This is a genomic window from Lentzea sp. JNUCC 0626, from assembly GCF_043632865.1.
GTDB lineage: Bacteria > Actinomycetota > Actinomycetes > Mycobacteriales > Pseudonocardiaceae > Lentzea.
Window position 1 is genome coordinate 5495272 of sequence record NZ_CP171635.1, and the last position, 14377, is coordinate 5509648.

12 protein-coding genes and 1 pseudogene are annotated in these 14377 nt (G+C 64.1%); 3 read left to right on the plus strand and 10 right to left on the minus strand.

Translation table 11 applies throughout. The features are described from left to right. Window positions 1-228: 228 nt before the first annotated feature. Window positions 229-1368: an XRE family transcriptional regulator gene (locus JNUCC0626_RS24655; RefSeq protein ID WP_394613136.1), complete on the minus strand. Its 1140-nt coding sequence runs from the start codon at window positions 1366-1368 to the stop codon at window positions 229-231. A 598-nt stretch (window positions 1369-1966) separates the two neighbouring features. Here JNUCC0626_RS24655 and JNUCC0626_RS24660 point away from each other — a divergent pair. Next, a complete protein-coding gene (locus tag JNUCC0626_RS24660; protein WP_394622089.1) occupies window positions 1967-2377 on the plus strand; it encodes an Imm1 family immunity protein in 411 nt (136 codons plus the stop codon). 1144 nt (window positions 2378-3521) lie between these two features. Next, window positions 3522-4352 (plus strand): DUF4393 domain-containing protein, encoded by an 831-nt coding sequence (locus JNUCC0626_RS24665; RefSeq protein WP_394613137.1) that lies wholly within the window; start codon window positions 3522-3524, stop codon window positions 4350-4352. 176 nt (window positions 4353-4528) lie between these two features. On the opposite strand, the pseudogene JNUCC0626_RS24670 reads toward JNUCC0626_RS24665, so the two are convergent. From JNUCC0626_RS24670 to JNUCC0626_RS24710, 9 genes and pseudogenes are all read right to left on the minus strand, one after another. Further along, window positions 4529-5263: pseudogene (locus tag JNUCC0626_RS24670) on the minus strand (alkaline phosphatase D family protein); the annotation flags it as partial. A gap of 51 nt (window positions 5264-5314) precedes the next feature. Further along, window positions 5315-5737 carry a hypothetical protein gene (locus tag JNUCC0626_RS24675; RefSeq protein ID WP_394613138.1) on the minus strand — a complete coding sequence of 141 codons (423 nt, stop codon included), beginning with the start codon at window positions 5735-5737 and terminating at the stop codon, window positions 5315-5317. Between the two features lie 45 nt (window positions 5738-5782). Continuing rightward, window positions 5783-6481: an ESX secretion-associated protein EspG gene (locus JNUCC0626_RS24680; RefSeq protein ID WP_394613139.1), complete on the minus strand. Its 699-nt coding sequence runs from the start codon at window positions 6479-6481 to the stop codon at window positions 5783-5785. 1 nt (window position 6482) lies between these two features. After that, window positions 6483-7793, minus strand: a complete 1311-nt coding sequence (locus tag JNUCC0626_RS24685; RefSeq protein WP_394613140.1) for a hypothetical protein — start codon at window positions 7791-7793, stop codon at window positions 6483-6485. Beyond that, the gene (locus JNUCC0626_RS24690) at window positions 7790-8392 is read right to left on the minus strand and encodes a DUF3558 domain-containing protein (protein WP_394613141.1); all 603 of its coding nucleotides are present in this window, start codon (window positions 8390-8392) and stop codon (window positions 7790-7792) included. Before JNUCC0626_RS24690 ends, JNUCC0626_RS24685 begins: the two co-directional genes overlap by 4 nt. Before the next feature lie 38 nt (window positions 8393-8430). Then, window positions 8431-8730 carry a PE domain-containing protein gene (locus JNUCC0626_RS24695; RefSeq protein WP_394613142.1) on the minus strand — a complete coding sequence of 100 codons (300 nt, stop codon included), beginning with the start codon at window positions 8728-8730 and terminating at the stop codon, window positions 8431-8433. 218 nt (window positions 8731-8948) lie between these two features. Further along, the gene (locus JNUCC0626_RS24700; protein WP_394613144.1) at window positions 8949-9371 is read right to left on the minus strand and encodes a DUF4233 domain-containing protein; all 423 of its coding nucleotides are present in this window, start codon (window positions 9369-9371) and stop codon (window positions 8949-8951) included. Then, on the minus strand, window positions 9368-10705 hold the full coding sequence (gene folC / locus JNUCC0626_RS24705; RefSeq protein WP_394613145.1) for a bifunctional tetrahydrofolate synthase/dihydrofolate synthase: 1338 nt from the start codon (window positions 10703-10705) through the stop codon (window positions 9368-9370). The genes JNUCC0626_RS24700 and folC overlap by 4 nt, the downstream gene beginning before the upstream one ends. Before the next feature lie 5 nt (window positions 10706-10710). Next, window positions 10711-13338, minus strand: a complete 2628-nt coding sequence (locus JNUCC0626_RS24710; protein WP_394613146.1) for a valine--tRNA ligase — start codon at window positions 13336-13338, stop codon at window positions 10711-10713. Between the two features lie 179 nt (window positions 13339-13517). On the opposite strand from JNUCC0626_RS24710, the gene JNUCC0626_RS24715 reads away from it, so the two are divergent. Continuing rightward, window positions 13518-14300: a hypothetical protein gene (locus tag JNUCC0626_RS24715; RefSeq protein ID WP_394613147.1), complete on the plus strand. Its 783-nt coding sequence runs from the start codon at window positions 13518-13520 to the stop codon at window positions 14298-14300. The last annotated feature ends 77 nt before the right edge of the window (window positions 14301-14377 follow it).

The window sequence follows — 14377 nt, forward strand, 5'->3', positions numbered from 1 at the left end:
TCACGATGTTGTTCCTTTGCTTGTGGCTTCGGCTCGCAGATTTGCAAGCCGTTGCCATCAAGTAAGGAACAGCGCAGCGGTAAGCACTATGGAAGAGTTCGCATAACTCATGCCCCAACAGGAATACCCCAGGTCAGTGGCACACCAACGAACACCAATATGCCCAGAAAGAATATTCAACCGCGACGATATGCAGGTACCGGCATAGACGTCATCGCCAGGCGGAAGCTACTTGGCACTCCTGAGGTTTGCGAACACCTCGCGGAACTCGGACCCCGCACCAGCACCATGTGCGCGCAGAGCGGTGTCAAGCTCTTGCCCGACCATGATCAAAGACGGTCGGCTCTGGCGACCTTGTTGCAAGGCCGAAAGTCCCAGGGTCGAAGCTTCTTCGACCTCTCCCTCTCGCGCCGCAATCACAGCAAGTGTCAGTTTCGCTTCAGTGTGCCGCATGGGTGACGTCATAAGACCGTCAGGAGAGATACTCCGACGGATGACTTCTAGCGCATTCCGCTTCGCGTGTTTGTTATCGCCAACGATGCGGTAGGTGTCCATTGCATAGAAGTCCCACTTCTCGGGATCAACCACGAAATGGTTCTCTGGCCTCTCCGGATACGGGAGGGTGTCGAGCAACGCACTACCGCGCTCAAGCGCAGCATGAACCTCGCTAGCCATACCCAACCTTGCGTATGCCTTCGCTTGTTGCCCGTAAAGCTGCACGGCTACAGACATAGATGACGCTGCGTCGATCCCCGCTTGTGCAGCTGGAATGACAGCACGGAAATTTCCCGCCGTCAGATGGAACCACGCGAGCATCTCATTGGACCATCCGATGATGTTTGAATCACCGGATTCGTCCCCTAGGTGCATTGCCATCTTGCGGGTTGCCTCAGCAGCAGCCTTATCCCCAAGGTCGTATTCCAAACACCCCACGAGCAAAGCCAGCATGCCCGCGTTATGAAGAAGTTCGCGGTGCTGCTTGAACGTTACCCGCTGCTCTAGCACACGAGAGATTTGACTTAGCCACAGTCGACCCTGTTCAACCAAAACAGTCGCGTCCGCATGTGCATAGTCACAACACAGCTGATCTACAGTGATCGCGATACCGTCGATTGTCGAGGAGTCGATTGCAGAGGCGCGAACCCGCGCCAATAGCTCCACTGTGTTCATTCCGGTGTTGGCGACAAGTACCGAATCGCGCGACGCGTCTTCCTGCGAATGCCCTCCACTTACTGACGGGGGCAGTATCAGTCGGCTCTCTCCGGGGAAATCGAACCACAACATATGCCGTGGTAGGTGCAATATTCGTGCGTAGTTACGGAGCAACTCAAGATTGTGCTCCTGTTTTCCGTTTTCTAGCCTGCTCACTTGGGCCTGAGTAAGGCCAAGCCAGCGGCCTAGCAAGTCCTGCGTCAAGGGCTTGCCAAACAGACGCAGATTCAGAGGATGATTTCGGTAAGCGCGAAACACATCTCCGATGTGCTGGCTTTGAAAGGCGGCCCGAAACTCATCAGTTTCAAAGAAGTCATGTCGAAGCTGAGCCGGGGGTGTGCGGAGCTCATCGCGCTGCTCACGGTGGCAGCGCGCACACTGTGCCGCCGTGTTCTCAGGCGGCAGCGTCCTACGGCAACCGGTGCATAGGCGGTTACCAAGTGGGCTGCTAGTGCTCATCCAACTCCCCCGTTGGGGTGACCAGGCGCGGCTCAACCTGATCACAGAGTACACCGCTCGACCTACCCCCGATTGAGTTAATTCAAGTCAGGGTGCGGCGGTCACACTCAGGCGTTATGCCGCGCTGGACATAAGGCATGCAAAGACTGATATGGACAAGTCGCACCCGTGTACTCAGGCTTGCCACAAGTAGCGCTTTCTTCGGCTCCAAGTAAGAGCCGGTGAGCAAGTGGAAAGTTTGCGAACAATGACAGCGGCTGAACAGTTGGTGGTCACAGCAGTCTTGACCACCGGAATGGCGGTAGTAACCCATGGCGAGACTCGATCATTTGAGTTGATAGACGCCGTGCTCTCAATGGACCACGACACCTGGGAAACTATTCTCTACGTCGGCAGTGAGGAATTTCGGCAGACAGAGGGTGGCCCCTACCCGAATCATCAGCTCCGCATCAGCGTAAATCCGCGTCGCGGTTACGCGGCGATCAACTTTCAAGATCACGATGATCCTGCGCTACCCAACGCGAACTCGTTCAATCCCGAACCTACACCCGCAGATCTATTCCTAGTTTTCAGCGGAAACACCGGAGCCGTATTTCCATCAAGCGCAGCGATAGAGGTAGAGCAGGCAAGAGCAGCCCTGCGTCAGTTTGTAGTTACACGCAAGCGTCCCACAAATATTCAGTGGCGGCCCTACGGGAGCCGGTGAGAAACCGACCACATCAACTCGTCGATGACCGGAGGTACCGCGTCGTGACAACAGTAACTTTGATTATCGGAGCAGTCGCGATTGGCTCCTGGATGTGGATCATCGGCGATGCACTGGATTGGTGGGGACGCATATCTGCCCATCGCAGGCACCGAAGGAATACCTAAGATGACAGATGAAAAGCAGCGCGAGATCGACGCACTTCCTCAATCTGACGTCGAAAGAGTCGCGGAAGCCTGGAATTCTTTGACCAATGAGCAACGAAGTGAACTGCTCCACGAACGCCGAACGCGCATGCTGAAGGAACGGGAATAACCATAAAAGTGACCAACGGTAATGCGGACACGCGCAACGCCCTAGCGAACTTGAACCCCCAAGGCATTGCACTCAAGCGTCACATTCTCGACAAACTAGCCATTTCATCGCATGCGATGACCGCATCTCAACTTGTTGTCAGCGGCGGGCCGTCTCGAAACTTCGCGTCTACTTGGTGCGCACTTCAAACGCTTGAGCGGATCGGCGTGGTTGAGATGATCCCTAGACCGTCTCCCACGCGATATGATCGCTGGCAACTCGTCCCAACCGAGAAGAAACACATCATTGCATTCCTGTCGGAGCAATCCACCTCCCCAAGGATTGAGCAGCTAAAGTTCAGCCCAATCCTAAGGGGAACCAAGAAGTTCAGGGGCGAGCTGGCCATCATTGGAGATGGCTCGTACAAGTGGGCTACGATACAGGAAATCGCCAAAAGATCTCCCGGTTGCCGCGAAGGCGCGATTCGGAAGCGTGTGATGATGCTGTTCCAAAGCGGTTACCTTGCACGCAGACTGACGGATCCAAGCAAACCAGGCCGACCCGTATACGAGTTCCGATTGAACTCAGAGGCCGACGGCCACGTGCGGCAACTACTACGAGGCTAGAGCAGGCTTGCTGAAGCCCAAGCACTGTCCGCTCATACTGTCGGCCATCCGCAGATACTACCTGAATCCGTTGTGCCACAACACATCCAGCGCGATCACGCTGGCTGGTAGGCTGTTGTCGGTTGAGACACCTCGTGGCTCATAGATGAGACCTATGAAGAATGCGTAACGGGCAAAGACTTCGGATCGATAAGCTCGTCTACAGCACACATTGGAGGCGCGCCGTGACCGGAGCAGAAATCGTCGCTGCGGGAAAAGCGATCGAGGCAGTCGGAAGCAAAGCACTAGGGCAAGACGAAAAGGTCACAGAAGCTTTGCTTCAAGCTGCTGAGAAAACGCCCGAAATGGCGGCAGCTGCCCGCAGCATGGCAGCGCGAGTCGCCGTAAAGGAACGCGTGAAGCTAAAGCTCTATCAGCCGTTCGCTCGGATGCTCGGCGTCAGCAAGGCTTACTTCGAGGACACCTTTCCGGAAGAGATGGCCGCTAAGACCGCTGATATCCCTGATGAAAACCTCATCACGCCACCCGCGAGCATTGCTGTGCCAACTCTCCAAGGTCTCAGTTACACATTCGAAGAACCAAACCTAAAGGAGATGTATCTGAACCTGCTGACGACCGCCAGCGACGACCGCCGAGCAGATACGGCGCACCCTGCGTTCGCTGAAATCATCAAACAGCTGAGCGCACGCGAGACAAAATTTCTTCATGATGTATTGAAATCGCGTTCCGTCGTGGCGGCTCAGGTCAAGAATTTGGTAGAACCTGGCGGATTCGTGGTGGTGCTGACGCATCTTCTGCCGTGGATTGATTCGGATACACAAGTGGCTACGGAAGTGGCACAAATGCCGACTTGGGTAGACAACTGGGAGCGCTTGGGGCTTGTACGTGCCACCTATACGGAATTCCGCGCAGGCGAAGGAGCGTACGACTGGGTGGCAAGTCGTCCAGAATACCTACGAACCGCCAAACAGAGTGGAATCATTGAGTTGACGTTCGACAAGGGCCTAGTTGAGGCAACAGACTTCGGGAAACAGTTTCTTCGCGCCGTTAGTTGAGAAGTTTTTGATAGCCAGCCGCAGCTTCGTTATAGGTGCTAAAACGCCGTACCAAGCAGTGACTATGCTCGCGAACCCCGGATGTGTTGGTGTGCAGGAAAAGTTCGGCGATGGCGCGCACTTGATCAAGCTGCTTGGCGCTGCTCGCCGAGCTGGTATCGTGTTTTTTGTTGACGCACTTCGTGGTCGTCCCACTGCGCGAACATCGGGACCTGGGCGGCGAAGCGCTTCACGTTGTCGTCGAGGAAGTTGTAGGCGAACTGGCCGCGGTACTCGTCGAGCGTTTCGGCCACTTTGGACTTCTCGGGCGTGACCAGGTTCCGCCAGATCCGGCCGTCCGGGAGCGTGACGCTCGCCTGCATCGGGTTGTCGGAGTAGACGCTGTCGCCGCTGTGGATGAAGAAGTCGGGCCTGCGGTCGGCCATCGCCTTGAAGATCGGCATGCCGCCGATGTCGGGGTTGATGCCCCAGCCCTGGCCCGCGACGTCACCGGACCAGACGAAGCTGACGTCGTCGCGACCGATCGGGGCGGTGGAGAAGCTGCCCGTGACCGGCGCGCTGACGCTGCGGCCGTGCAGGTCCTCGGCCGTGACGCGGTAGTAGGCGGTGCGGCCGGGCAGCAGGCCGTTGACGCGGACCTGGCCGGTGCCACCGGTCTCGGGCGTGAGCAACGGACCGCGAATCCGGCGGCAGAGGCGGAACTTCGGGTCGTTGGACACCTCGACGAGCATCCGCGAGGGCCGGTCGGCGCGCGTCCACACGATGCCGCCGTCCCAGGTGACGTCGCCGGACTGCACGCCGTGGGTGAGGGTCGGACGGTCGGACTTGGCGAGGCTGACGCCACCCGGCACGAGCGCGGCGGCCGTGCCGAGTGCGCCTGCCTTGAACAACGTACGACGGTCGAAGGTCATGCGCGGTTTCTAGTCGCCGGTTCTGGCCGGGGACCCAACCCGAGGTGAACTTCAGCAGCGGAGGTCCGTCCAGCCCGACACATAGGTCCCGCCGGGCGCCGTGACGCTCGCGACGGCCCGCGTGCACTTCTTCAAGGTGCCGGCGGGAGCACCCCAGAGTTCCTGCTTCGTGCCGCTGCGGGACTCGCTACCGGGGTACTCCTCGGTGCCGTCGATCACCGCGATCCAGTTGGTGACCTTGAAGGAGTGGTTCTGGGCCCACGAGTCCCAGACCCAGGTGTAGGCGACGTTCTTGCCGCAGCCCGCGAACTGCTTGACGGACGCGACCTTCTCCTTGTTGTGGACGACGTACCCGGTCGTGCCGATCTGCTTGGCGGACGGGCAGCCGGGGACCGTCTCGGCGTGCGCGGTACCCGTGGTGACGGACAGCAGCGTCGCGGCCAGTGCGGCGGCGAGGGCAAGTGGCTTTCTCACAGCCGCGACGCTGCGGCAGTCCGGTTATGCGGCGGTAAATCCGTTTTACGTCAGGCGCTTCAGCCAGTCGGTGATGATCTGCCGCGACGCCGGCGTCGCGTGCACCCACGTCTGGTGGTTCTGGTCGGTGTACTTGACCACGAGCCAGCGGCCGTCCTCGAAGTCGATCGTGGTGAGGAACGTCTTGGCGCGCTGCCGGCTCTCCCCGTCGCGCTTGGCCGCGTACAGCTTCGCCGTGCCCTTGCGGGGCTGCGCGAGCAACTGCCGCAACGAGATCGACGGCGACGCCTTGCCGGGCTGGTGCACGTTGATCTCGCTGGCGTGCACGTTGATCGAAGCCCCACGCCCCGCCGGCACGTCCGGCAACTGCATGGCGAGCACCTCGGGCGCGTTCTCGGGCCGGATCGGGTGCAACTGCACGAACCCGTTGTCGTGCACGGCAAGCACGCCGTGCTGCGAGTTCGCCGCCACGACCACGGGCCGAGTCTCGTTCGGCGTCACCGCGATCCACGCCGAGTAGTCGTGCTCGGCCTTGGCGATCAGGTGCAACGTGCCCCGAACGTCAGGGTGATCGAGCCCGACCCGCCGCAACTCCCCGATGACGTCGCGCTCGATGAGCACGCGCTCGTCCTCGGTCTCGCCAGGCGACTCGACACTCAGCGCAGGGTGGTACTCCCCCAGCTTCTCCTGCTTCCACAGCACGTCGAAGGCGAGGTCGGACAGTTGGATGGACGACCGCAGCACGTCACCCCCCGATCGTAGGCGGTGCGACCATCGGCATGTCGCCGATGATCTCGTTCGTGTTCTCCTCGGTGATGAGGTAGTCGGCGCTCTTGTGCTCCAGGTCGTCCTCGCCCTGGCCCTTGGCCCCTTGACCACCCATCCCGCCCATACCGGCGGCACCACCACGACCAGCGGCACCGGCAGCACCACCACGGGCACCACCAGCCGCCGACTCGCCCATGCCACCGAACACCCCGGCCTTGCCACCGGGCTGCTGCCCGGCCGACCCGGCAGTACCAGCGCTGCCGCCGATGCCGCTGCTGCCGAGGCCACCGGCGCCACCGAACTTGCCGGCGCCACCACTCATGCCACCGGCACCGCCGCCGCCACCACCGAACCGGCCGCCACCCGCACCACCGGGCCCGCCGATGCCACGGCCGCCACCGGGTCCGTTCGGACCGCCGATGTTCGGGCGCACCGGCACGCCGACGGGCGGGAGGCCCGTGGTGATCGGCCGGTCGATGACGCTGCCGACCGGCGGCTTGCCCGTGAGGTTGTCGACGATGCCGATGGGCCTGCCGGTGTTGCTCGTGTTCGTGGTGTCGACCGAACTCGTGGTCGTCGTGTCCCCGTTGGTCGTGGGAACCGTCCACCCGGTGCCGGTCGTGCTCTGCGTGCTGCTGGTCGAACTGGTCGACGAAGTGGACGACCGCGTGTGGTCGACGTTCTTGTTCCACTTCTTGTCGTCGTCCCCGCCACCGTTCTCTTTGATGACCTCGACGTTCAACGTGTCCGCGACGACACCCGGGAATTCCTTGGGGAGCTCACCGCGGTTGGTGTTGCTCGCGCTCTGGAACTCCCGGTAGACGTTGCGGTTGTACTCCTCTTCCTTGTTGTACGCGTTGATCTTGTCTTCGGTGTCCGTGTCCCACGGGCTCAGGTCGTCGTACAGGTTCGTGTCCGGCTTGGAGGCCGGCATGTTCTTGAGTTGACCCTTGTTGTGGTTGAACTGGTAGACCTGGTTCGACACCGAGTGGTCGGCCTGCCGCAACGCGTCCTGCATCTGGATCATGGCCTGGTTGATCGGGTTCGCGGCGGCCTGAGCGGCGTCCGCGCTCGCACCGGTCCACGCCTCACCCAGGGTCTCGCCGACCCGCTTGAGCCTCGACTCGATGACGGCGTAGGCGGACTCCAACTCGTTGGCCTTCTTCGCGGCTACCTCCGCCGTGCCGGTGCCCTTGCCACCATGCATCTGCGCGTAGATCTCGGCGCCGGAAAAAGCCTCCGCGCGAGAGGTGTCCTCGGAGAAACAGCTGGGCGCGGGTCGTGTCATTTCGCACCTGCCTTGATCGTCGTCATTCCCAGGTTCGCGAACTCGGTGGCCCCCGCGCACGGGTCGGCGTAGTACTTGCTCTTCTCCTCGCTCTGCAGCGAGAACATGATCGCCCGCTCGTCCGAAACACCGACGAAGAGCTCGCAGTCGCCGGACTTGCGCTCATCGACGACGAGCGCGATGGCAGCGGGATACCCCTGGACTTCCAGCGGCTCGAACACGGGGTAGGTCGAGTCCTTCTTCGCGTAGATGGACTCCAGGTTCGTGCCATCCGGCAGGATGATCATGCCGGGCGACATCGCGGCCGGCGTGAACGTGCCGGGCCACAGACAACCCGCACCGGCGGACGTGGTGTTCAGCGAGCCCTCGACACCGGAGAGTCCGTACGTCTGCAGCTGGGCCGCGGTCACCACCCCGCACGGGGCGGCTTCGGCGACCTTCACGTCGACCGGGTTCGAGACCTTGGGCGCTCCCGCACTGTTGCTCGTGCTGGTCGGCTGCGACGCGGTGGTCGGCGTGCCGCTGGTGCCACCGTTTGTGCCACAGCCCGCCAGCAGAACTAGCGCGGCGGTACCGGCGACGATGGTTCGGATGCGCAACAGCTCAATCCTTCGGCTTCGGTGTTCGGTTCGGCGGGTCACTTGCCGACCTTGCGGGCGTTCTCAGCCTCGGTCTGCTCGTACTGGGTGAGAGTGGCCTTGAGATTGTTGATCCGGGTCATCAACGTCTTCTGCAGCTGGTCGTTCGACGACTGGTGCGCAGCTCCCGCTGTGACAGCCCAGTTGTTGTAGACACCGCTCGGCCTGTCGAGCCCTGCCGGCTGAATCGCCACCAACGCTTTGCCCACGTCCTTCGCCTTCACGAGGTCGAGGTAGATCGACTCGTACTCCTTGATGGCAGCGCGCAGCGTCTCCAGATCGACCTTGGTCCCGCTCATCCCCAGCGTCCTCCCCCGTGCAGAATCGTGCGCCGATCAGCATAGCGCCAGGTGACGGGACCCGTCCCGGATTCAAAGCACGATCGGGTGAACAAGGCGGCGTGGTTGCATTGCGACAAGCAAGGGTACGTACGACGGTGCCGCCGTTAGCTCGCGCTATTCGGCGGCACCGTAAATAGTCTTTCCGAATTGTGCGAGTGCCTTCACCCGAATGCGAGTCAGGAAGCCGCGGTGTCGTTCTGCTGTTCGGCCTTCTGGGCTGCCTGCTGGGCCGGGAGGCGGCCCTCCGCCATGCGCTTCAGCAGGTCCTTGCGCAGCCACAGCATGTAGACCCAGACCAGGCCGAAGATCACGCCGATCACGCCCATCGCCGGCAGCAGCAGCCAGGTGGCGATCAGCAGGACGTGCAAACCCACGACCGCGGGGATGGCCCAGGGGCGGCGGACGAAGGCGCACATGGCGATGAAGACGACAATGAAGCCGAATGCCACGCCGCCGACCAGTGAGCCGACGCCGCCGTGCAGTTTGGCGATGACCGGGAGAGCCAGGGCCACGACGATCACTTCGAGGATGAGGGTTCCGGCCATGATGCCCCGGAACGCCTTCATCGGGTCTTTCTTCAGCGGGGCCGGGGCGGTCATGCCGGTTCCTTCCCGAACAGCGCGCGGGCCTCGCCCGCGGTCACGACGGAGCCGGTGACGATGATGCCGCCGCCGGACTGTTCGTCCTCGGTGAGGTGGATGGCTTCCTCGATGGCGTCGACCAGCCTGGGGCGGACTTCGAAGCGGTCCTCGCCGAAGATCGGGACGGCGAGGCCGGCCAGGACGTCCGGGTCCATGGCTCGCGGGGAGGAGTTGGTGGTGATCACCAGTTCCTGCACGACCGGTTCCAACGCCGAGAGGATGCCTTCGGCGTCCTTGTCGGACATGACGGCCACGACCGCGACGAGTTTGCGGAAGCCGAACTCCGACTCCAAAGCCTTGGCCAGAGCCGCTGCGCCGTGCGGGTTGTGGGCCGCGTCCACGAAGACGTTGGGGGCGCTGCGGACTCGTTCCAGGCGGCCCGGCGTGATGACGGACGCGAAGCCCTCGCGGACGAAGTCGATGTTGATCTGGCGGTCGGGGCCCGCGCCGAAGAAGGCTTCGACGGCGGCGAGTGCGATGGCCGCGTTGGCTGCCTGGTGTTCGCCGTGCAGGGGCAGGAAGATGTCCTCGTAGATGCCGCTGAGGCCCTGCAACGTGATCATCTGGCCGCCCACGGCCACGGCGCGGGAGACCACGCCGAACTCGCTGCCGAAGCGGGCGACGGTGGCGTCCACCTCGGCCACGCGGGTCAGCAGCACCTTCATCACCTCGGCGGTCTGCTCGCCGATGATCGCGACCGAGCCCGGCTTGATGATGCCGGACTTCTCCACCGCGATGTCCTCGGGACGGTTGCCGAGGTACTCGGTGTGGTCGACGCCGATCGGGGTCAGGACGGCGACCTGCGCGTCCACGATGGACGTCGCGTCCCACGTGCCGCCCATGCCGACCTCGACGACGGCGACGTCCGCCGGGGCTTCGGCGAAGGCCGCGTAAGCCATGCCGGTGAGCACCTCGAACTTGCTCATCCGGATCTCGGACTGGCTGTCGACCATCGCGATGTACGGCTCGATGTCGCGGTAGACCTCGACGTAGCGCTCCGGGCTGATGGGCTGGTTGTCGAGGCTGATGCGTTCGGTCGCGAGCTGGAGGTGCGGGCTCGTGAACCGGCCCGTGCGCAGGCCGATGCGCGTGAAGAGCGCATCGACCATGCGCGACGTCGACGTCTTGCCGTTCGTGCCCGTCAGCTGCACGACCGGGTACGACGTCTGCGGGTCGCCCAGCACGTGGGCGAGCGCCTTGATCCGCTCCAGCGACGGCTCGAGCTTCGTCTCGGGCCATCGCTGGTTGAGCTCGTTCTCGACGTCGAGGAACTCGTCGAGGTTGTTCTCCACGGTGTTTACGCCTCCGGGAGCGCGGCCAGGCGCTCGTTGATGCGGGCGATGTCGGACTCGGCGGCGGCCTTGCGAGCCTCGATGCCCGTGCGGACGTCGGCGGGCGCCTTGGCGAGGAACGCCTCGTTGCCCAGCTTCTTCGTCGTGCCGTCGAGCTCCTTCTGCGCCACCGCGAGGTCCTTCGCGAGGCGCTTGCGCTCGGCCGCCACGTCGATCGCGCCGGACAGGTCCAGCTCGACCTTCACGGCACCCTTGGGCAGGCCGACCTCGAGCGTCGCGGAGACGGTGAACTCCTCGCCCGGCTCGGTCAGGCGGGTCATCGCCCGCACCGACGGAACCTGGTCGAGCAGCCCGACGCAGCACGCGCCGCGGACCTTGCCCGCGACCTTCTGGCCCGGCTTGAGGCCCTGCTCGGAACGGAACCGGCGGATCTCGGTCGCGAGCTTCTTCAAGCCCTCGATCTCGGCCTTGGCCTCAAGATCACGCTCAGCACCGGACGGCGACGGCCATTCGGCGACGACGAGCGACTCGCCACCGGTCAGCGCCGTCCACAGCGTCTCGGTGATGAACGGGATCGACGGGTGCAGCAGGCGCAGCAGGACGTCGAGGACGTGGCCCAGCACGGCCTGCGTGGCCTCGGCGCGGCCGTCCGCGATCTGGACCTTCGCGATCTCCAGGTACCAGTCGCAGAACTCGTCCCACGTGAAGCTGTAGAGCGCTTCGCAGGCACGGGAGAACTGGAACGCCTCGAAGTTGGTGTCCACAGAGGACACCAGCGCGTCGAGCTCGTCCAGGATCCAGCGGTCGGCCGCCGTCAGCTCGTCGCGCGCAGGCAGCGGGCGAGCCACCGTCGCGCCGTTGGCCAGCGCGAACCGCGACGCGTTCCACAGCTTCGTGGTGAAGTTGCGGGAACCGGCCGCCCACTCCTCGGCGACGGCCATGTCCGAACCTGGGTTCGTGCCGCGCAGCAACGTGAAGCGCGTGGCGTCGGCGCCGTAGCGCTCCATCCAGTCGAGCGGGTCGATGCCGTTGCCCTTGGACTTCGACATCTTCTTGCCGTACTGGTCGCGGATCAGACCGTGCAGGAAGACGTGGTCGAACGGCTGGACCTCGTCCATCGCGTACAGACCGAACATCATCATCCGGACGACCCAGAAGAACAGGATGTCGTAGCCGGTCGAGAGAACAGACGTCGGATAGAACTTGCGAAGGTCCTCAGTGGACTCCGGCCAGCCCAGCGTCGAGAACGGCCACAGACCGGACGAGAACCAGGTGTCGAGGACGTCCTCGTCCTGACGCCAGCCCTCACCGGTGGGCACCTCGTCGTCCGGTCCGACGCAGACGACCTCGCCGTTCGGGCCGTAGTAGACCGGAATCCGGTGGCCCCACCACAGCTGGCGCGAGATGCACCAGTCGTGCAGGTTGTCGGTCCAGTCGAAGTACCGCTTGTTCAGCTCGGCCGGGTGGATCTTGGTGCGGCCGTCGCGGACGGCGGCGGACGCGGCCGCGGCGATGTTCTCGACCTTCACCCACCACTGCAGCGACAGGCGCGGCTCGACGACGGTGTTGCAGCGCGAGCAGTGCCCGACGGAGTGGACGTACGGCCGCTTCTCCGCGACGATCCGGCCCTCCGCGCGCAACGCGGCGACGATCGCCGGGCGCGCCTCGAGGCGGTCGAGGCCGAGGAACGGGCCGTTCGCGGTGATGGTCGCGCGGCCGTCCATGATCGTGAGGTTCGGCAGGTTGTGGCGCTGGCCGATCTCGAAGTCGTTCGGGTCGTGCGCGGGCGTGACCTTCACGGCGCCGGTGCCGAACTTCGGGTCGACGTGCGCGTCGGCGACGATCGGGATGCGGCGGCCGGTCAGCGGCAGCTCGACCTCGGTGCCGATGAGGTGCTGGTAGCGCTCGTCGTCCGGGTGGACGGCGACCGCGGTGTCACCCAGCATCGTCTCGGCGCGCGTGGTCGCGACGACGATGGACGCGTCCCCGTCGCCGTAGCGGATCGAGACGAGCTCGCCCTCGTCCTCGCTGTGGTCGACCTCGATGTCGGACAACGCGGTCTGGCAGCGCGGGCACCAGTTGATGATCCGCTCGGCCTGGTAGATCAGGCCGTCGTCGTACATCTTCTTGAAGATCGTCTGGACGGCGCGCGAGAGGCCCTCGTCCATGGTGAAGCGCTCGCGCGACCAGTCGATGCCGTCGCCGAGCCGCTTCATCTGGTCGAGGATCTTGCCGCCGTACTCCTCTTTCCACTCCCAGACGCGCTCGACGAACTTCTCGCGCCCGAGGTCCTGCCGCGACAGGCCCTGCTTCGCGAGGTCGCGCTCGACGGCGTTCTGGGTGGCGATGCCCGCGTGGTCCATGCCCGGCAGCCACAGGACCTCGTAGCCCTGCATGCGGCGGCGGCGCGACAGGGCGTCCATCACGCTGTGGTTCATGGCGTGGCCCATGTGCAGCGAGCCGGTGACGTTGGGCGGGGGCAGCACGATCGTGAACGGCGGCTTGTCGCTCTTGACGTCCGCCTCGAAGTACCGCCGGTCGACCCACCGCTGGTACAGCTCCGCCTCTACCTCCGCCGGAGTCCACGCGGCGGGGAGGTCAGGACGCTGGGTTGCGGTGTCGAGTTCAGTCACAGCCGAGAAGTCTACGGAGGCCGGGGTCTCGACTTGAAACGAGATACCTGCTAGTGGTGCGGCACGCCACGTTGCCGGTGGAATTCGCGGTCAGACGGGCGCATCGTGGTGCCGCCCCCACGTCCTCATCCTGGTTGGCTGTGGGCGTGGGGGCGGCACCGCGAGGCGTCCTGCTGAGCGTGAATTCCACCGCCGACGGGGCGTGCCGCACCACTGACGGCGCGGGCAACCCCGGCAGCCCTGCGAACGTGCTGTTCTGCGTGAACAACAAGACGGTGTCCGCCCTCAGTCTGGTCGTCATCGTCGCAGTGCTCGTCGCCCTCCACCCCTCGTGGCGCGAACCTCCCGCGATCAACCTCGCGGTCCCGTTCGCCGGCACGCCCGCCGAGCAGTGGCCCGACGGCGCCGACGGCATCGTCGTGCCGGACGACCGCCCGGTGTTCGCCCAGGTCCGCACGGCGCTCATCGCGTCCAGGACCGACCCCGAGATGATCGAACGGCACAACCCGGAGCCGTTCCTGGAGATGCTCGCCCCGCAGGTCCGCGACGAGGTCGCGAACAACCTCCCCGGCTGGACCACGCGGATCAGATCGGGCGTGCGACTGCTCGGCGTCAAGACCAGCGGCCGGATGACGCTGAGCGAGCACAACGGCCACCCGCTCGTGCTCACCGACTACGTGTTCGCCTACGCCTTCGCACCGCCGGACCCGTCGAAGCTGCGGCACCAGCGCGAGATGGTCGTGGCGAGCCGGAACCAGGTGTCGTACGCCGTCACACCGGACGGCGTCTGGCCCGCAGAGGCCAGGGGGTTCCAGTACTCGGTCGCGTGCGGCGCGGCCCGCGAGGGCTTCCTGGCGCCGCAGTTCACCGAACCGGCGCGGCCCGGCGCGGGCGTGGCGGGCGACGACCGCCGCTACTTCTCGGCCGACGGGCCGCTGCCGGATCCGGACACCTGTGCTTGATCACCCTTTCAGAGGTGCCGGACGCGAGTGACGGCGATCACAATTGGCCGTCACGGACCGTTCACACCCCTTGGGGC